Below are 17,684 nucleotides of genomic sequence, written 5' to 3' on the forward strand. Positions count from 1 at the left end.
GCTCGCTTACTGGGGTGTGCTTATAAAATGCTCTTCGTTATTTGGTTAACTTATGTTTATGAGCGAGACAGCATGAGTTCAAGACGCGCACCAACACGCTGAGCTTGATCTGCAATACCACCGACCCATTCAAGAATCTTGTAAAGGAACATCACATCAATCGGATTCAAATCGCTTTCGATCGCCATCAGTTGTTGGCGAAGTTGGATTTGCATCGCGTCTGTGTCGTCCTCAATCACATCCAGTTGATGGATCATTTCAGCCACGAGAGTCACTTCGCGACCTTTAAATCCAGTTTCCAATAACTCATCGAGCTCATTGATGACTTCTTGCGCTTGGTTTGCGGCGTCGAGACAACGCTTCACGTAAGCAATGAAGTTTTCTTGAAGAGGCTCAGGAATAGTCAGTTGTCGGCCGTAGACACGACCAGCAATATCTTTGGCTAGGTTGGCCAGTTTGTCTTGTTGAGTCAGCAGCTCCAGCATGTCGCTGCGGTCGACTGGCAAAAACAAACCACGAGGAAGTTTGAGACGGATCTCGCGCTTTAGTACGTCGGCTTCTTTCTCTAGGTGAGAAATTTGTGCACGGATTTCTGCGGCCTTCTCCCAGTCACCCTTTGAACTGACTTCAAAGAAGTTCACTAGGTGCGAGCAACATTCGTTCACACACACAACGTGGCGCTGCAAAGGTTTGATAGGGGACTTTGCAAATAACCCCATAATTGTATTTACTGGCATGGTCATTCAACCCAATTAATATAACCTAGAAAAAACAGACACCAATAAGAATGGTGAAATGTTGAGCGATGGCTATAAAGGCGCGCATGTTAACCCATTAAAGTGTGCATTTAAACTGTTTTAGATCATCAATGGGGCGATATTTCTCTCTTGCCGAGTAAGAAAATAGGCAATATCCTTTGGCTATCTGCGTTAAAAGGTAACACTATGGAAACCGAGATAGAACTGAAGTTTTTTGTTTCACCTGAATTTTCAGAGACGTTAAGAGAAAAAATAGCGTTAACAAAAGTACTTCAGCACAGTTGTCGTGAGTTAGGGAATACTTACTTTGACACCCCGGACAACTGGCTACGTCAACATGATATTGGATTAAGAATTCGTCGTTATGATGATGTGTTCGTGCAAACGGTCAAAACCGCAGGACGTGTGGTCGCCGGACTTCATCAAAGACCGGAATACAATGCAGAGCATAACAGCAACGAGCCCGTCCTTACCTTACATCCGCAAGACATCTGGCCCGATGGCCGCGCGATTGAGGAACTGCAATCTCAAATCGCTCCTCTCTTCTCGACCAACTTTACCCGTGAGCAATGGCTGGTTGGCATGCCAGATGGCAGCCAAATTGAAGTGGCGTTTGATTTAGGCTGTGTCGAGTCAGGGGACTTAACCGCGCCGATTTGCGAAGTGGAACTGGAGCTGAAATCAGGCCAGACCGATGCCCTCTTTACCTTAGCGCGCAGCTTGTCAGAGCAAGGAGGGATGCGCTTAGGCAACTTAAGCAAAGCGGCCAAAGGTTATCGCTTAGCATCTGGCTACCAAGGTGACGAAGTGAAACCGCTAAGTTTGGTTGAGACACAGCCAAAAGACAGCGTAGAGACCTGTTTTGTCCAGTCGCTTGAGCATGCGTTGTCGCATTGGCACTACCATGAGCAGATTTACTCTGAGCGCGAGTCGATTGATGCGCTGCATCAAATCAAAAACGCCATCAGTTTTATTCGCCAAGTATTGACCGTCTATGGCGATGTGGTGCCACGTCGTGCCAGCGCCCTGGTTCGACAAGAGCTCAAATGGCTTGAACAAAGCTTAGAGTGGCTTAAGCAGTACGATTACCTTGAAGAGCTGCTGGAAGATAAAGGGCACGCGTTACGTAAACTAGAGGCACGTAAGTTCCTTGTCGCAGAGCTGAAAGAGATTCAGCAGCAGTTGCCTGACAGAGAAGAGATGTTGGCTCTGATTCATTCCGCCCGCTACGCCGGTTTGCTGCTGGATTTAAGCCGTTGGATTTTGACTCGCGGCTGGCAGCCGTTTTTAGATGAGAAAGCCCGTGAAGAGATGGCTGAGGGCATCGAGCGCTTTGCTGTCGCCCAGCTCGATAAAACCTGGTCACAGTTGCTTGAAGTGTTCTCGCCTGAGCAAGATCTCAACGCGCCGGCGTATGTGGAGCAGCAGTACCATCTGATGCGCAATCTATACACAGGGGTGAGTTTTGCGAGCTTGTTCGATGTCGATGAGCGTAACAGCTTCCGCTTGCCTTGGAGTGACTTGCTGCATGGCATCGATGATTTGCTGACCCTTGAAACGCTGGAGCAACTCAGCGACAAGTTAGAGGGTGAGCAGCGCGAGCAACTGTTGCGTTGGTTAACTCGTCAAGAAAACTCCATTTTGCACGCGATGGAGCAGACGCGAATCATCTGCTTAGAGGCTCAGCCTTATTGGCGCCACTAATCTCGCATCATCACCATCACTAGGGAGCTTAAAGCTCCCTTTTTGTTGTCTGAGGAGTGGCTTTTTGCACTTTATTCTCCAATGTATCGAGCCGTTTAATGATGGCTCGTTGATTGGCGAGAATCTCTTTGAGCAGTTGTTCTTTGTGCTCAGATCGTTTGGCTTGCAACTTGGACGGCGAGGTGATCAACGAAGTGATAAGCCCTGAGATCATACCGAACAAGCCTACTCCACAGATGATCAGGGCCGACGCTAAGATCTTACCGCCGTGGGTGACGGGAAAGTGATCGCCATAGCCAACGGTAGAGATGGTGACCAATGCCCACCACAGGGCATCCCCACCGGATTGAATATTGGCGTGATCAGAACCTCCCTCAATCAACAACATCATACTTGAACCAACCGTAAGTAAAACGATCAACAGCAATAAGATCGACGCTAAGGTCATTTCATGACGATTACTTAAGATCTGACGCAAGATGTGCTTACTGGCGCGGATCACCAAGATCACGCGCATGATGTGAAACAGACGTGCGTAGCGCAGGGGTTCAATCATCGGGATGCTGGCGACAAAATCGATCCAATGGCGTTTCATGTATTTCACGCGATCTGTTGCACGGATCAAATCTATGCTCAACTGCAGGATAAATATGCTACAGATTGCGAAGTCCAAGCCGATAAGGACTTGTCGAGTTTCTTGACTGACTGGAAAGAACAATAAGCCTGAAATCACAAATAGTGCGACGAAAGACAAAATTAGTGACAGTAAGCTCATTGGTTTCGTATCGTCTTTGGTATCATCTCTTTTCATACGAGGCTCGAAATAAATAATATGAGTGCGACCGTTCCCTCGCGGTAGGCAGCGATAAGCATTAAGTGTCTGATAAGTACTCAATCACACCGTATCATAGTTGACTTAGCGGAGAACGAACAATGACCAAAATGGCATTTAAGCCATGGGAGCGAGCGATAACGAACGTCCGTTTGATCCCCAAAATGGTGCTACTGATGGTATTCAGCACCGTCCTTATCGTGGCTAAACAGTTGTGGGATGCCAGTACTTTCCACGACTCCTTGCTCGCCGCCACTCAAAATGCCCAAGTGGCGCAAGCGCATTATCAAGCCTACTTAGTACAAGTGGCTTGGCAAACTGTAATTTTGATTGGCGTCTTTGTCGTTATTTTGCTCTTTGCTGCTCGTATTATGCTGCGCCAAACTCAGTATTTGAATGATTCAATCAAACAAATGGCGAATCGCGATCTCTCCAATCCGATTGAAATGGACTGCAAAGATGAATATGGCGATGTGGCGCGTGAGCTAGAAAAAACACGCCGTCAGTTGCAAGAGGTGATCAAACTGCAAGTAGAGGCCTCGCAAGAGCTCTCAACGATGACTGAAGTGATGACTCTCAGCATGTCTGAAACGAAAGAATCGGCGCAAGAAGAGTTCAATGAAATTGACCAATTAGCCACGGCAATGAGTGAGATGACCTCAACGGTACAAACCGTTGCTGATCATGCACAGAATGCTTCTGCACTGACGGAAAGTGCGACAGGGCAAGCGCAAAGTGGCCAACACTTTGTGAAAGGTACGGTCGATAAAATCAGTGCGTTGTCGAAAGATATCGCTGCCTCAGCGCAGGCCGTTAACGAGGTCGAAGAGAGTGTTGAAGCCATCGGCAGTGTTGTCGGCACCATTCAAGGAATCTCAGAGCAAACCAACCTTTTGGCATTGAACGCGGCGATTGAAGCGGCGCGTGCCGGCGAAGCCGGGCGCGGTTTTGCTGTGGTTGCGGATGAAGTCCGTAATCTGGCGCAGCGCACACAGCAAGCGACGGTCGAGATCCAAGATATGATTTCTCAGTTGCAAAGCAGCGCATCCTCGGCGGTTGAGTTGATGGAAAAGAGTGTTGTTGAAGCGGCAGAAGGGGTGGAATTGGTCACCAATGCTGGCGGTGAGCTGGATGGTATCGTATCGCAAGTTAACCAAATCAATGATATGAACTTCCAAATTGCGACGGCAGCGGGCCAACAAAGCAGCGTGGCGGAAGAGATGAACCAGAACCTGACCAATGTTCGTGAGCTGGTGGAAGCCTCTGTGGTGGTGGTAACGGAACTGCTTGAGACGTCAGAAATGATGCAGCGCAATGCCGAAGAGTTGGATGAAAAAATTACCTCTTTCCGTGTCTGACGAATAAATCGCGCAACGACCAATAAAATTGATTGAACCAACGCCCATCGCCTACGCATGGGCGTTTTTTATTGACGCAAGTCTGGTATAACTAACGTCTTCGGTTTTTTATGCATTCGATTGTAAGGACTCCTCATGCATTTGCCTTCCTCGTTGTCTCCTCTTAGTGATAAAGCGTTCGCGGCGCTGCCCAGTGAGGCATTGGCGCAATGGCCAGCCGCGTTGCTCGAGTCGCTCAAGTACGTCCTAGGGTTAAGTCAGTTCGTCGCAGACAATCTGACCAAAGATGAGTCACTGCTGCGTCAGCTGCCAGAGATGCTTACTGAGCAAGATCGCAAGCAGCACTATCGCGCAGATCTTTGCGCGCAACTGGAAACCTGTTCCGATGAGATGCAAGGACAGCGAGTCTTAAGACAGTTTCGTCGTCGTGAAATGACCTACATCGCTTGGCGAGACTTTTGTCAGAGTTGGACATTGGAAGAGAGCCTGAATCATCTTTCGGAGCTGGCTGAGGCGATGATTGTTGAAACCTATCAATGGCAATATAAAGCCTGTTGCGAATTGTGGGGTACACCTTGTGATGAGGCGGGGAAGCCACAGCCGATGTTGATCATTGGTATGGGTAAGCTTGGCGGTGGTGAGCTCAACTTTTCATCCGATATCGATCTGATTTTTACCTATCCAGAAAACGGGGAAACCCAAGGTGCCCGTCGTTCGATTGCTAACGCTCAGTTTTTTACCCGCTTGGGCCAGCGCATTATCAAAGCGCTCGATCAACACACCTTTGACGGTTTTTGTTACCGCGTCGACATGCGCTTGCGCCCTTTTGGCGAGAGTGGCCCTTTGGTGATGAGTTTTGCCGCGCTGGAAGATTACTACCAAGAGCAGGGGCGTGATTGGGAGCGCTACGCGATGATCAAAGCGCGAGTGATGGGGCGAGAGATGTATCCCGAATATCAAGCGCTGAGAGAGATGTTGCGACCCTTTGTTTTCCGTCGTTACATCGATTTTAGTGCCATTCAATCGCTGCGCCGAATGAAATCCATGATCAGCAGTGAAGTACGCCGCCGTGGGCTGAGTAACAATATCAAGCTAGGGGCTGGTGGTATCCGCGAAATCGAATTTATCGCCCAAGTGTTCCAGTTGATCCGTGGGGGCCGAGAGCCGAGCTTAAGGCAGCGTGGATTGTTAGTCACCTTAGAGGGGATTGAAGCACTGGCGTTGCTCTCAAGGGATGAAGTGACCCATCTCACTCAGGCGTATCATTTTCTGCGTCGTTTGGAGAACCTGCTCCAAGCGATGGCCGACAAACAGACGCAAACCTTGCCAGAGTCTGACCTTGAGCAGTGTCAGTTAGCAACGGCGATGGGCTTTGCTGACTGGCCTGCACTAACGCGCGAGGTAGAAGCGCACATGCAGCGGGTTCACCATGTGTTTCAGGCATTAATTGGTGACGATGAAGAAGAGCATGAGCAGAGCGATGTCGCCAAGCATTTTCATGAGCTGTGGGATATGGCAGAAAAACCGGATGTGATGGAGCATATTTTATCTCATGACATCGGGCGAGAAGAAGCCAGTGCGATGGCGATGACCATCATTCAATTTAAGCATGATTTGGCGAAAAAAACCTTGGGCCCACGTGGGCGTGAGGTACTCAACCGTTTGATGCCCAAGATCTTTGCTGCGATCTATTCACATCAGGATGCAGAGTTCGGTTTACCGAGAGTGCTGCATCTATTGCACAAAATTGTCACACGTACCACTTATCTTGAGCTGCTGGATGAACATCCTGCAGCCTTGACGCAACTGGTGCGTTTGTGTACCGCCAGTTCCATGATCTCGGAGCAGTTGGGTCGCTATCCGATCTTGCTTGACGAACTGATTGACCCTCAGCAGTTGTATAACCCTGTCCCGCTTGATAGTTACCGCACCGAATTGCGAGACTTTCTTGCCCGTATCCCAGAGGATGATATGGAGCAGCAGATGGAGGCACTGCGTCAATTTAAACAGATTTGCATCTTGCGTATTGCCGCCGCCGATATCGCCGGTGTCTTACCTGTCATGAAAGTGAGTGACCACTTAACCTATTTAGCCGAAGCCATTGTTGAGTCGGTCGTCCATCAAGCTTGGCTACAAATGGCAGAGAAGTACGGCGAGCCGACGCACCTCAAAGAGAGAGAGGGAAAAGGCTTTGCGGTCGTCGGCTATGGCAAAGTGGGAGGCTGGGAGTTGGGCTACAACTCGGATCTGGATATCGTGTTCATGCACGACTGCCCAGTGAACGTCTACACTGATGGCGCAAAAGAGATTGATGGGCGACAGTTTTATCTGCGCCTTGCTCAGCGCATCATCCATATTTTCTCAACCCGCACAGCCTCGGGGATTTTGTATGAAGTGGATACCCGCTTAAGGCCATCCGGCATCTCTGGTTTACTGGTTAGCCCTGCCGACGCCTTTGATGAATATCAGCATCAAGAGGCGTGGACATGGGAGCATCAAGCTCTAGTGCGCGCCCGCATGATTTACGGTGATGAGCCGCTACAAGCTGCATTTGCTAAAACGCGCCATGAGGTGTTGGCGACGCCGCGCGATGAAGCCAGTTTGCGTAAAAACGTCGCCGAAATGCGAGAAAAAATGCGCGCTCATCTGGGTGGGAAAAAGCCTGGTCGCTTTATGCTCAAACAAGACCCAGGCGGCATCACTGATGTGGAGTTTTTGGCGCAATATTTAGTACTTCGCTATAGCCATGAGAAGCCAAAACTCACGCGTTGGAGTGATAACGTCCGTATTTTCGAATCCATGATGGCGCAAGGTGTGCTTGAGGAATCGGCGGCGCAGGCGCTGACTCACGCCTACACCACCATGCGCAACCAAATTCATCACCGCAATCTGCTCAACCTTGACGCCGATGTCACGCAAGATAAATTTACCGACGAGCGTGCGCTGGTGCAGAGACTATGGGCGCAGTGGTTAACGTTGGAGTCGGCCTTTTAAGGTTTACTAAAGTGACAAAGCCGATACGCGGTGGCTGGCAGAAAAATCGCCCAATTCCGACAATTTGGCATTAAGGCAAGGGTTTAGGGTGGTATGACGCTGTGCTAAACTCTCGCGAGAATTTAATTTTGGAGATCGTTGATGAAACCTATCCTGCCGAACTACAAGGATTCTGGTGTCTTAATCATTGGTGATGTGATGCTGGATCGCTACTGGTACGGACCGACTGGCCGTATTTCACCAGAAGCACCGGTGCCTGTGGTTAAAGTAGAAAATAACGAAGAGCGTCCAGGTGGGGCCGCCAACGTCGCTATGAACATTGCGTCACTCGGCGGACATGCGCACATCGTCGGTCTAACGGGTATTGATGAGCCAGCTCAGGTGTTGAGTGATACGCTGACGGCGCTGAACGTGACCTGCGATTTTGTTGGTTTGGCCGAGTATCCAACCATCACAAAACTGCGCGTGATGAGCCGAGGGCAACAACTGATTCGTCTCGACTTTGAAGACAAGTTTGAAGGTGTTGACCCGTCATTAGTGCTTGCTCGTATGGAGAATGCACTGCCCAACGTCAAAGCGGTGGTGTTATCGGATTACGCCAAAGGCGCGCTCGAGCACGTCCAGCAGTACATTCAAAAAGCGCGAGCGGCGAACGTGCCTGTCTTTATCGACCCGAAAGGGGCAGATTTTGAACGCTACCGCGGCGCAACTTTGTTGACACCTAATATGGCAGAGTTTGAGCATGTGGTAGGCAAAGTGAAGTCCGATGACGACTTGGTGGAAAAGGGCTTAGCCCTTATCGAACAGTTTGACTTGGACGCACTCTTGGTGACGCGTAGTGAGCACGGTATGACCTTGCTACGTCGCGGGCAAGCGCCATTCCATCTTCCTACTCAAGCGAAAGAAGTGTTTGATGTGACGGGTGCTGGCGATACGGTGATTTCCGTGTTGGCTGCCTCGGTTGCCTCAGGGAAAGCGTTGGATGAAGCGTGTGCGTTGGCCAATGCCGCCGCTGGCGTTGTGGTGGGTAAGCTGGGTACTTCTACGGTATCAACCATCGAGCTTGCCGAAGCTGTACATGGCAGCCAAGATACCGATTACGGAGTGATCAGCGAGAAAGCGTTAATTACTGCCGTTAAGCAGGCGCAGCAGAAAGGCGAGAAAGTGGTCATGACCAATGGCTGTTTCGATATCTTGCACGCCGGCCATGTCTCTTACCTCAATCATGCGGCGGAGCTCGGCGATCGTTTGATCGTCGCTGTCAATACTGATGAGTCGGTAAAACGCCTTAAAGGCCCAGGTCGACCTGTCAACCCAACCGATCGCCGCATGGCCGTGCTGGCAGGGCTCGGTGCCGTCGACTGGGTAGTGCCGTTCAGTGAAGATACCCCACAACGCTTGATTGCCACGGTATTGCCGGATCTGCTTGTCAAAGGCGGTGATTACAAGCCTGAAGAGATTGCTGGTGGAGCTGAGGTGATTGCTAACGGCGGTGAAGTCAAAGTGCTCAATTTTGAAGACGGTTGCTCGACCACAGAAATCATTCAAGCCATCCGTGGTGGAAAAGGCTGATCCAACCGAGCAGCACATACCAAAAATACCCAACAAAAATGGAGCCCTTAGGCTCCATTTTTATGTTGACTGCGAGATGTCGATTACTCTTCTAAATCACCGCAGAAACGGTAACCTTCACCGTGAATAGTCGCGATGATTTCAGGCGTGCCTGATACCGATTCAAAGTGCTTACGAATACGACGAATCGTAACATCAACAGTACGGTCATGAGGCTTAAGCTCACGGCCGGTCATTTTCTTCAGAAGATCAGCGCGAGTTTGGATCTTACCTGGGTTCTCACAGAAGTGCAGTAGGGCACGGAATTCTGAACGAGGTAGCTTGTAGCCATCGCCACTTGGGCTCACCAGTGAGCGGCTGTTGATGTCCAGTACCCAACCATTGAACTGGTACTTCTCAACGCTACGTTTTTCTTCTTGCACGGCACTGGCGTTCATCGAACGATTAAGCAGGTTGCGCGCGCGAATGGTCAATTCTCGTGGGTTAAATGGTTTGGTGATGTAATCATCCGCACCGATTTCTAGGCCTAGAATTTTATCCACTTCATTGTCACGACCTGTTAGGAACATCAGTGCCACATTGGCTTGTTCGCGCAGCTCACGAGCCAGTAGCAGGCCGTTTTTACCAGGCAGGTTAATATCCATGATCACCAGATTTACATGGCTCTCAGACAGAACCTGGTGCATCTCTTCACCGTCACTGGCCTCAAAAACAGCGTATCCCTCTGCTTCAAAAATACTCTTTAGAGTGTTACGAGTTACTTGCTCATCTTCAACAATAAGAATGTGCGGGGTTTGCATTGGCGGTACCTAAACTTGTGAAAAAACTGTGCTAATAGAATAAATTCTAGGCAAAAACATAACATACAGGTAATGTCTTGTTGATAATAAACCAAAGACTTTAAAATTACACTGCCTTTAGTTGCCCGCCATCCTTGGTGTCTAACAGACTTGCAGCGAGGTCCCTTAGTCCTCTGTATCCCATTAGTCGTTGAAGCGGATTCTATAATGTTAACAGCATGCTAACAATGCAGAAATGTTAATTCCAATCACTTTGTTGATTTATATCAAGAGTTCTAATGTAACAAATATTAATAGTCTCGAGTAAATGTAAAACTGTTGACGATATGACAATCAATGCTCAGCTGTGGCAAGCCTATCGCGAGCCATTTTTCCGATTTATCAGTACGCCACCTGTTGATGCGTTCGCCATCGTGACGGCGTGGAACCCCGCCAGCCAACGCCTTACCTTAGAGCAAAATCGCCTTCGGCAGCAGGCGATGATCACAAGTCTAGGCGGCGCAGCATGGAGTGAAGTCTTGGTAGGGGATCGCCGTTTTGAATGGAGCGAAGAGAGCCTGGCGGTGACGATGCCGATGCAAACCGCGCTTTCATTGGCCAACCGTTTTGGGCAAAATGCCATTTACTACGTCCAAGGAGAGATGTTGATCTTGGTGTCTTGTTTGCCTGATGGTCGACAAGAATCGCTAGGGCAGTGGCGCACTCGATGCCTATAAAGGTCGATTTACCCTCTGGGGTTACGAGGCGAACGTCAGAGAATCAGTTTTAACAATTGAATGTTTCATGGAGGATATACAATGGATATTACGCCTGATATTTGTGATCAGCACGAAGATAAAGTGACACTGCTTGAGTTACCGCTTCAAAGCTTTGGCCGTAAGTTGGCTTTTTGGGGAGAGATCGTCACTATTCGTTGTTATCACGACAATTCCAAAGTGCGAGACATGCTGAGTCAAGATGGCAGCGGAAAGGTGCTGGTGGTCGATGGGCATGGCTCGTGTCAAAAAGCGCTACTCGGCGATCAGTTGGCGATCATGGCGATCGAAAACAATTGGGAAGGGGTCATTGTTAATGGTGCGGTACGTGATGTCGCGACGATGGCTGAAATGGAGCTAGGCATAAAAGCGCTAGGTACCTGTCCTTTCAAGACTGAGAAGCGCGGTGCGGGTGAAGTCAACGTAACACTCACTATACAAAACCAGATGATTCAACCGGGCGACCATATCTACGCGGATTGGAATGGCGTTTTGATGTCTTCTGAGGCGTTAGAGTGGAGTTAGAAGCGAAAGCCTAACCCGACCTCAACGCCTTGTTGCCACTCTTGATAATCGAGAGTGGCGTGTATATCGAGGTTTTCAGTCAGCTTCATCCGGCTAGACACTTCGGCTGAGAGCGCTGGCTGACGTTTCCCTTCATCGACACTCTCTATGCTGTAAGAGTGCAAGGTACTTTTCACTGAGAGACGCGGCGTAAGCTGGTAACTCACCCCACTAAGAAATCCTGATTCACTGTTTGTGTCACTTTGATTGAGACGCGCACCGACATAGAGATCGATATTGTCGAACAGAGAATAAGAGTAACCGCCATCAATTTTCCAAGAGTCAAAATCTAAGCTGTCATTTTCACTCGAAATGAAGAGCTTGTGCGGTGACGTGTGTTGCGAGGCAGGCAAGGGGGGCAAGGTGACGGCAACAGACGAAAAAGTAGTAAGCAGCAGCAAGAGGCCGATTGTCGTTTTCATACGCCACTCCTTAGCTTATGGTTGTTTCGTTGTCGCTCGATTGATTCGTGCTGTTTTCTCCACTGCCCACATTACGCTTGAGGTGTATTGTCCTTCAAGTCATAACGGAAGGGTAACTATCATTAAAGCACAAAAGTACACCGTATTGAGCAGAAATTATATAGCATTTGGTTATTAGGCGGAGCGTCTGTGGATGATTTGTTATGAGTCTTGTTGCTATGGTCGGCGTATGTGAACCTAGTGCAAGAATCAGCAAATGAAAAAATAGCAAGTTTTCGTTGACTCGCTATTCACAAATAGGTTAAACCTATGTGAAGCAAACACATCAAGTAGAATCAAATATGTTTAACAGCTCAGTAATGACCACAACCATTATTATTACCGACACTATTTATGTTGGGGCAGGCTGCTAAGCGAAGAAAATTCAAAAAAAGGCCTGTATCCAACAAGATACAGGCCTTTTTTTATACCCATTTATTATCATTTGGAGGAAGGGATGCGTGTATTAAAGTTTGGCGGTTCGTCTTTGGCGGACGCCGACCGCTTCTTAAGAGCGGCGGATATCATTGCCAATAATGCCCAACAAGAAGAAGTGGCCGTGGTGCTCTCCGCACCGGGTAAAACAACCAACAAGCTCGTGGCTGTGATTGAATCAGCGTTGAAAAACGGAGAGTCTGAACTGCAAATCGCCGAGCTTGAAGATTCGTTCCGCGACCTGTTCCAAGACATCAAACAAGTGCTACCTTCGATCGATGGCAGTGCCTATAACCATCAAGTCAAAACCTCCCTCTCTCAACTGCGTCAATTTGTTCATGGCATCAACCTACTGGGTATGTGTCCTGATAACGTGAATGCTCGCATCATCAGCAAAGGTGAGCGCGTCTCGATTCAATTGATGAAAGCAGTCTTGGAAGCGAAAGGTCAAGCGGCAAGCTTGATCGATCCGGTTGAGTACCTTTTTGCAAAAGGTGAGCCACTTGAAGCCATGGTAGATGTGGAGATTTCCACTCAGAACTTTCGTCAGAAGCCGCTTCCACAAGGCCATGTCAATATTATGCCGGGCTTTACCGCGGGCAATGACAAAGGTGAGTTGGTCACGTTGGGCCGCAATGGCTCGGACTACTCTGCCGCAGTGTTAGCGGCATGTTTGCGTGCCGATTGCTGCGAGATTTGGACAGATGTTGACGGTGTCTACAACTGCGATCCGCGTTTAGTTGATGACGCGCGTCTGCTTAAGTCACTGAGTTACCAAGAAGCGATGGAGTTGTCGTACTTTGGCGCGTCTGTACTGCATCCCAAAACGATTGCACCGATTGCGCAATTCCATATCCCTTGCCTCATCAAAAACAGTTTTAACCCTCAAGGTGCAGGTACCTTGATTGGCCAAGATACGGGCGAAGACAAGCTGGCGATCAAAGGCATCACGACACTCAACGATTTGACTATGGTTAACGTCTCCGGTCCTGGTATGAAAGGTATGGTGGGCATGGCGAGTCGTGTGTTTGGTGCGATGTCATCGGCGGGCGTCTCTATCGTCTTGATCACTCAGTCATCGTCAGAGTACAGCATCAGCTTCTGTATCGAAGCGCAAGATAAAGCGCTGGCGCAAAAAGCGCTCGCTGATGCGTTTGAGTTGGAGCTGAAAGATGGCTTGCTCGAGCCGGTAGATTTTATCGATAACGTTGCCATTGTGACCCTAGTGGGCGATGGCATGCGCACATCACGCGGTGTGGCCTCTCAGTTCTTCTCGTCGCTTGCGGAAGTGAACGTCAATATTGTTGCGATTGCACAAGGTTCCTCTGAGCGTGCAATCTCGGCGGTGATCCCAGAAGATAAGATCTCTGAATCGATCAAAGCGTGTCATGAAAATCTATTTAACTCAAAGCACTTCCTTGATGTCTTTATTGTCGGTGTCGGCGGTGTGGGCGGCGAGTTGGTGGATCAAATCGAGCGTCAACAAGCCAAGTTAGCAGAAAAAGGCATCGTGCTTCGTGTCTGTGGCCTTGCCAATAGTAAAGGTCTGCTACTTGATAGTGATGGACTGCCTTTGGATCACTGGCGTGATCGTATGAATGGCGCAAGCGAAGAGTTCAGCTTAGCGCGCCTGATCTCGACCGTTCAACGTAATCACATCATCAACCCAGTCTTGGTTGATTGTACCTCGAGCGAAGCGATTGCTAACCAATACGCGGACTTTTTGGCGGCGGGTTTCCACGTCGTTACTCCGAACAAGAAAGCCAATACGGCGAGCATGGCCTACTATCATCAGTTACGCGATGTCGCGCGTAGCTCTCGTCGTAAGCTAATGTACGAAACAACCGTTGGTGCCGGCCTTCCCGTCATCGAAAACCTGCAAAATCTGATTTCAGCGGGTGACGAACTTGAGCGCTTCACTGGTATTTTGTCGGGTTCTCTCTCTTTCATCTTCGGTAAATTGGATGAAGGCATGACGTTGAGCCAAGCGACCAATATCGCTAAAGAGAACGGCTTTACCGAGCCTGACCCACGTGACGACCTGTCCGGTATGGATGTCGCACGTAAGCTGCTTATTCTGGCTCGTGAAGCGGGTATGAATCTTGAGCTTGAAGATGTCGTGGTCGATCAGGCGCTGCCGCCAGGCTTTGATGATTCTGGTACGGTAGACGAGTTTATGGCGCGTCTTCCTCAAGCGGACGCTTACTTTCAAGAGCTGTCAAAGCAGGCAGCCCAAGAGGGTAAAGTACTGCGCTACGTTGGTGAAATCAAAGATGGAGAGTGCCGCGTTAGCATGGCGGCGGTCGATGAGAACGACCCAATGTTCAAAATCAAAGATGGTGAAAATGCGCTGGCGTTTTACAGCCGTTACTATCAGCCCATTCCTTTGGTTCTACGTGGCTATGGTGCGGGCACGGAAGTGACTGCCGCGGGCGTCTTTGCTGACGTGATGCGTACACTTGGCTGGAAATTAGGGGTGTAGTGTAATGAGTCGTGGTATGGATGTAGTGGTATACGCCCCAGCGTCAATTGGCAATGTCAGTGTGGGTTTTGATGTGCTTGGCGCCGCGGTGTCACCTGTGGATGGCACCTTACTTGGTGATCGTGTATTGGTGAAAGCTGGGAATGACGCGTTTGACCTACGCACCGCCGGTCGTTTCGTCGATAAGCTGCCGAGCGATGCGAAAGAGAACATTGTCTATCACTGCTGGCAAGTGTTCTCGCGAGAGCTGGACAAAAAAGGGCAGACCGTATTGCCGGTTGAGATGACGTTAGAGAAAAACATGCCGATTGGTTCTGGGCTTGGCTCAAGCGCCTGTTCTATTGTCGCGGCATTGGATGCACTTAACCGTTTTCATGGACAGCCTTTAGATGAAACCGAACTACTGGCGTTGATGGGGGAAATGGAAGGTCAAATTTCCGGTGGTATCCATTACGACAACGTTGCGCCCTGCTATTTAGGTGGCGTGCAGTTGATGTTAGAAGAGCTCGGTATCATCAGCCAAGAAGTGCCTTGTTTTGATGATTGGTACTGGGTGATGGCTTACCCGGGCATTAAAGTGTCGACGGCACAAGCGCGCGCAATTTTGCCGGCTCAGTACCGCCGTCAAGATATTATTGCTCACGGTCGCCACTTGGCGGGCTTTATTCACGCGTGCCACTCGGGTCAGCCTGAGTTGGCTGCGAAAATGATCAAAGACGTGATCGCAGAACCATATCGTGAGAAACTGCTGCCTGGTTTTGCGGATGCGCGTAAATACGCGGCATCGGCAGGCGCCTTAGCAACGGGCATCTCAGGAAGTGGTCCCACACTATTTAGTATTTGCAAAGACAAAGACGTCGCCGAGCGGGTTGCTCACTGGCTCGAGCAGAACTACGTACAAAATGAAGAAGGATTCGTCCATGTTTGTCGTTTGAACAAACAAGGGTCGACAGTAACAGGAAGTGAGCTATGAAGCTTTACAACATAAAAGAAAATGATGAACAAGTTTCCTTTGGCCAAGCCGTTCGCCAAGGGTTAGGTCGCAATCAAGGCCTATTTTTTCCATCCGAACTGCCAACATTCGATGATGTGGATGCGCTTTTAGCAGAGGATTTTGTTTCTCGTAGCACCAAGATTTTGTCGGCATTGATCGGCGATGAACTGACGCAAGAGCAAGTGCATTCGATGGTGGATGCGGCATTCCAATTCCCAGCACCGATCAACAAAGTGAAAGATGGGGTCTACGCACTAGAGTTGTTCCACGGTCCAACGCTGGCGTTCAAAGACTTTGGCGGCCGTTTTATGGCGCAATCTTTAGCAGCCGTGTCTGATGGCGGTAAAATTACCATTTTAACGGCCACATCCGGTGATACGGGCGCAGCGGTAGCCCATGCCTTCTATGGTATGGAAGACATCAATGTTGTGATCCTTTATCCGAAAGGTAAGATCAGCCCACTGCAAGAGAAGCTGTTCTGTACCTTGGGTCAAAATATCCATACTGTCGCTATCGATGGTGATTTTGATGCCTGTCAGGCACTAGTAAAGCAAGCCTTTGATGATGCAGCGCTGCGTGAAGAGATTGGTCTTAACTCTGCTAACTCAATCAACATCAGCCGCCTAATGGCGCAAATCTGTTACTACTTTGAAGCGGTTGCTCAGTTGAGTAAAGCCGAGCGTGAGAACCTAGTGATCTCAGTACCAAGTGGTAACTTTGGTAATCTTACCGCCGGTCTACTCGCAAAAGCGTTGGGCTTGCCGATCAAACGCTTCATTGCGGCGACGAACGCCAACGATACTGTGCCACGTTATCTAGAGACCGGTCAGTGGGATCCTAAGCCAACTGTCGCGACAACCTCCAATGCGATGGATGTCAGCCAGCCAAACAACTGGCCGCGCATCGAAGAGCTATGCCGCGTCAAAGAGTGGGGCTTGGAGACACTAGGTAAAGGCGCTGTTTCTGATGACCAAAGTGCTCAGTCAGTCAAAGCGTTGCATTCTTTGGGTTACTTATGTGAGCCACACGGCGCGATTGCTTACCGCGTATTGGATGAGCAGCTTCAAGAGGGCGAAACGGGGGTATTCCTTTGTACCGCTCATCCTGCCAAATTCAAAGAAGTGGTTGATAAGATTTTGGATACCGACATCGAACTGCCAGGCCCTCTCGCCAAGCATGCTGCGATGGAACTATTGTCTGAAGATTTAGGCAACGATTTCGACGCACTGAAGCAGGTTCTACGCCGCGTGCAAAAATAAAGTCTAGCTCGGCGTTAGATTAAGCAAAAAGGTCACTCATCGTAGTGACCTTTTTGTTGGGTTTTTTATGTTGGTTTAACGCGATTTAGCGGTTAATCGCAAAGGTGGGCAGTGACAAATGCCAGCGAATCGCCCCTAGACGAATCAGCAAGGTAGACAAGACGCCTGATAAGAAAGCGGTGTTGGTGTCGTAACCCATGCTGAGGGCGGTTGTGTGAAAAGCGCCGCCGACAATACAGGCCGTCGCGTACACTTCACTGCGCAATACCATCGGGACTTCTCGGGCTAAGACGTCGCGTATGATGCCACCGCCACAACCGGTTAGCACGCCCATGATGACGGCCACCAAAGCCGAATCTTGATAGACCATGGCTTTTTCCACGCCAATACCGACAAACGCCGCCAGACCAATCGCATCACATACCGGCAGTATCCACCACGCCACGCGCTTAGGGCGGCGGACGATCAACATCGTCAGCAAGCAGGTCGACAAAATCACCCACAAGTAATTGGTATCGGTGATCCAAAACACAGGCGTGGCACCCAGCGCCATATCTCGAATGGTGCCACCACCAATGGCCGTCACACTACCCAGTACCACTACGCCAAAGGGATCCATTTTTAAACGGCCTGCCAGCAGGACGCCAGAGATAGCAAAGATAGCCGTACCGAATAAGTCAAAAAAGTAGAGCAGCATAGTGTCCATGACACGAGTT

The 17,684-nt window shown here is 49.5% G+C and carries 14 protein-coding genes and 1 other annotated feature; of the genes, 9 read left to right on the plus strand and 5 right to left on the minus strand.

The window, feature by feature from the left end:
• Positions 1 to 56: 56 nt before the first annotated feature.
• The gene (locus AC6R0R_RS09170) at positions 57 to 737 is read right to left on the minus strand and encodes a TIGR00153 family protein (protein WP_334554222.1); all 681 of its coding nucleotides are present in this window, start codon (positions 735 to 737) and stop codon (positions 57 to 59) included.
• Between the two features lie 207 nt (positions 738 to 944).
• Between AC6R0R_RS09170 and AC6R0R_RS09175 the strand changes: the two genes are divergently transcribed.
• Complete coding sequence (locus tag AC6R0R_RS09175) at positions 945 to 2,462, plus strand: CYTH and CHAD domain-containing protein (RefSeq protein ID WP_500626470.1); 1,518 nt, start codon at positions 945 to 947, stop codon at positions 2,460 to 2,462.
• A gap of 28 nt (positions 2,463 to 2,490) precedes the next feature.
• On the opposite strand, the gene AC6R0R_RS09180 is transcribed toward AC6R0R_RS09175, so the two are convergent.
• The gene (locus AC6R0R_RS09180) at positions 2,491 to 3,273 is read right to left on the minus strand and encodes a potassium channel family protein (protein ID WP_500626471.1); all 783 of its coding nucleotides are present in this window, start codon (positions 3,271 to 3,273) and stop codon (positions 2,491 to 2,493) included.
• 122 nt (positions 3,274 to 3,395) lie between these two features.
• Between AC6R0R_RS09180 and AC6R0R_RS09185 the strand changes: the two genes are divergently transcribed.
• The 3 genes from AC6R0R_RS09185 (at position 3,396) to hldE (ending at position 9,218) form a co-directional block, all read left to right on the plus strand.
• Positions 3,396 to 4,652 carry a methyl-accepting chemotaxis protein gene (locus AC6R0R_RS09185; protein WP_487901363.1) on the plus strand — a complete coding sequence of 419 codons (1,257 nt, stop codon included), beginning with the start codon at positions 3,396 to 3,398 and terminating at the stop codon, positions 4,650 to 4,652.
• Between the two features lie 135 nt (positions 4,653 to 4,787).
• Positions 4,788 to 7,646 (plus strand): bifunctional [glutamate--ammonia ligase]-adenylyl-L-tyrosine phosphorylase/[glutamate--ammonia-ligase] adenylyltransferase, encoded by a 2,859-nt coding sequence (glnE, locus tag AC6R0R_RS09190; protein WP_500626472.1) that lies wholly within the window; start codon positions 4,788 to 4,790, stop codon positions 7,644 to 7,646.
• A gap of 141 nt (positions 7,647 to 7,787) precedes the next feature.
• On the plus strand, positions 7,788 to 9,218 hold the full coding sequence (gene hldE / locus AC6R0R_RS09195) for a bifunctional D-glycero-beta-D-manno-heptose-7-phosphate kinase/D-glycero-beta-D-manno-heptose 1-phosphate adenylyltransferase HldE (protein ID WP_500626473.1): 1,431 nt from the start codon (positions 7,788 to 7,790) through the stop codon (positions 9,216 to 9,218).
• 83 nt (positions 9,219 to 9,301) lie between these two features.
• Here hldE and arcA read toward each other — a convergent pair whose 3' ends face one another.
• Entirely contained in the window at positions 9,302 to 10,018 is a 717-nt protein-coding gene (arcA, locus tag AC6R0R_RS09200) for a two-component system response regulator ArcA (protein WP_334554234.1), read from the minus strand.
• Positions 10,019 to 10,344: 326 nt separating this feature from the next.
• Between arcA and AC6R0R_RS09205 the strand changes: the two genes are divergently transcribed.
• Positions 10,345 to 10,734 (plus strand): DUF3293 domain-containing protein, encoded by a 390-nt coding sequence (locus tag AC6R0R_RS09205; RefSeq protein WP_500626474.1) that lies wholly within the window; start codon positions 10,345 to 10,347, stop codon positions 10,732 to 10,734.
• A gap of 81 nt (positions 10,735 to 10,815) precedes the next feature.
• Positions 10,816 to 11,298, plus strand: coding sequence for a putative 4-hydroxy-4-methyl-2-oxoglutarate aldolase (locus tag AC6R0R_RS09210; protein WP_500626475.1), 483 nt, complete (start codon positions 10,816 to 10,818; stop codon positions 11,296 to 11,298).
• Here the strand turns inward: AC6R0R_RS09210 and AC6R0R_RS09215 are convergent.
• Entirely contained in the window at positions 11,295 to 11,759 is a 465-nt protein-coding gene (locus tag AC6R0R_RS09215; RefSeq protein ID WP_500626476.1) for a hypothetical protein, read from the minus strand. The genes AC6R0R_RS09210 and AC6R0R_RS09215 overlap by 4 nt on opposite strands.
• 347 nt (positions 11,760 to 12,106) lie before the next feature.
• Positions 12,107 to 12,226: a sequence feature (Thr leader region), on the plus strand.
• Between the two features lie 29 nt (positions 12,227 to 12,255).
• Between AC6R0R_RS09215 and thrA the strand changes: the two genes are divergently transcribed.
• The 3 genes from thrA to thrC are packed head-to-tail and all read left to right on the plus strand — an operon-like array spanning position 12,256 to position 16,968.
• Positions 12,256 to 14,715 (plus strand): bifunctional aspartate kinase/homoserine dehydrogenase I, encoded by a 2,460-nt coding sequence (gene thrA / locus AC6R0R_RS09220; RefSeq protein ID WP_487901359.1) that lies wholly within the window; start codon positions 12,256 to 12,258, stop codon positions 14,713 to 14,715.
• A gap of 16 nt (positions 14,716 to 14,731) precedes the next feature.
• Positions 14,732 to 15,688: a homoserine kinase gene (thrB, locus tag AC6R0R_RS09225; protein WP_500626477.1), complete on the plus strand. Its 957-nt coding sequence runs from the start codon at positions 14,732 to 14,734 to the stop codon at positions 15,686 to 15,688.
• Complete coding sequence (gene thrC, locus AC6R0R_RS09230; RefSeq protein WP_500626478.1) at positions 15,685 to 16,968, plus strand: threonine synthase; 1,284 nt, start codon at positions 15,685 to 15,687, stop codon at positions 16,966 to 16,968. Before thrB ends, thrC begins: the two co-directional genes overlap by 4 nt.
• Positions 16,969 to 17,053: 85 nt before the next feature.
• On the opposite strand, the gene AC6R0R_RS09235 is transcribed toward thrC, so the two are convergent.
• The gene (locus AC6R0R_RS09235; RefSeq protein ID WP_500626479.1) at positions 17,054 to 17,674 is read right to left on the minus strand and encodes a TRIC cation channel family protein; all 621 of its coding nucleotides are present in this window, start codon (positions 17,672 to 17,674) and stop codon (positions 17,054 to 17,056) included.
• Positions 17,675 to 17,684: the final 10 nt, after the last annotated feature.

Source organism: Vibrio sp. R12-SW3-ISO1 (assembly GCF_059834005.1).

Excerpts from the sequence above, each read along its gene's own strand:
- AC6R0R_RS09170 (WP_334554222.1), bottom strand. The coding sequence starts at position 737 with ATGCCAGTAAATACAATTATGGGGTTATTTGCAAAGTCCCCTATCAAA.
- AC6R0R_RS09185 (WP_487901363.1), top strand. The coding sequence starts at position 3,396 with ATGACCAAAATGGCATTTAAGCCATGGGAGCGAGCGATAACGAACGTC.
- arcA (WP_334554234.1), bottom strand. The coding sequence starts at position 10,018 with ATGCAAACCCCGCACATTCTTATTGTTGAAGATGAGCAAGTAACTCGT.
- AC6R0R_RS09215 (WP_500626476.1), bottom strand. The coding sequence starts at position 11,759 with ATGAAAACGACAATCGGCCTCTTGCTGCTGCTTACTACTTTTTCGTCT.
- AC6R0R_RS09180 (WP_500626471.1), bottom strand. The coding sequence starts at position 3,273 with ATGAAAAGAGATGATACCAAAGACGATACGAAACCAATGAGCTTACTG.
- AC6R0R_RS09175 (WP_500626470.1), top strand. The coding sequence starts at position 945 with ATGGAAACCGAGATAGAACTGAAGTTTTTTGTTTCACCTGAATTTTCA.
- thrC (WP_500626478.1), top strand. The coding sequence starts at position 15,685 with ATGAAGCTTTACAACATAAAAGAAAATGATGAACAAGTTTCCTTTGGC.
- thrA (WP_487901359.1), top strand. The coding sequence starts at position 12,256 with ATGCGTGTATTAAAGTTTGGCGGTTCGTCTTTGGCGGACGCCGACCGC.
- AC6R0R_RS09235 (WP_500626479.1), bottom strand. The coding sequence starts at position 17,674 with ATGGACACTATGCTGCTCTACTTTTTTGACTTATTCGGTACGGCTATC.
- hldE (WP_500626473.1), top strand. The coding sequence starts at position 7,788 with ATGAAACCTATCCTGCCGAACTACAAGGATTCTGGTGTCTTAATCATT.
- AC6R0R_RS09205 (WP_500626474.1), top strand. The coding sequence starts at position 10,345 with ATGACAATCAATGCTCAGCTGTGGCAAGCCTATCGCGAGCCATTTTTC.
- thrB (WP_500626477.1), top strand. The coding sequence starts at position 14,732 with ATGGATGTAGTGGTATACGCCCCAGCGTCAATTGGCAATGTCAGTGTG.
- AC6R0R_RS09210 (WP_500626475.1), top strand. The coding sequence starts at position 10,816 with ATGGATATTACGCCTGATATTTGTGATCAGCACGAAGATAAAGTGACA.
- glnE (WP_500626472.1), top strand. The coding sequence starts at position 4,788 with ATGCATTTGCCTTCCTCGTTGTCTCCTCTTAGTGATAAAGCGTTCGCG.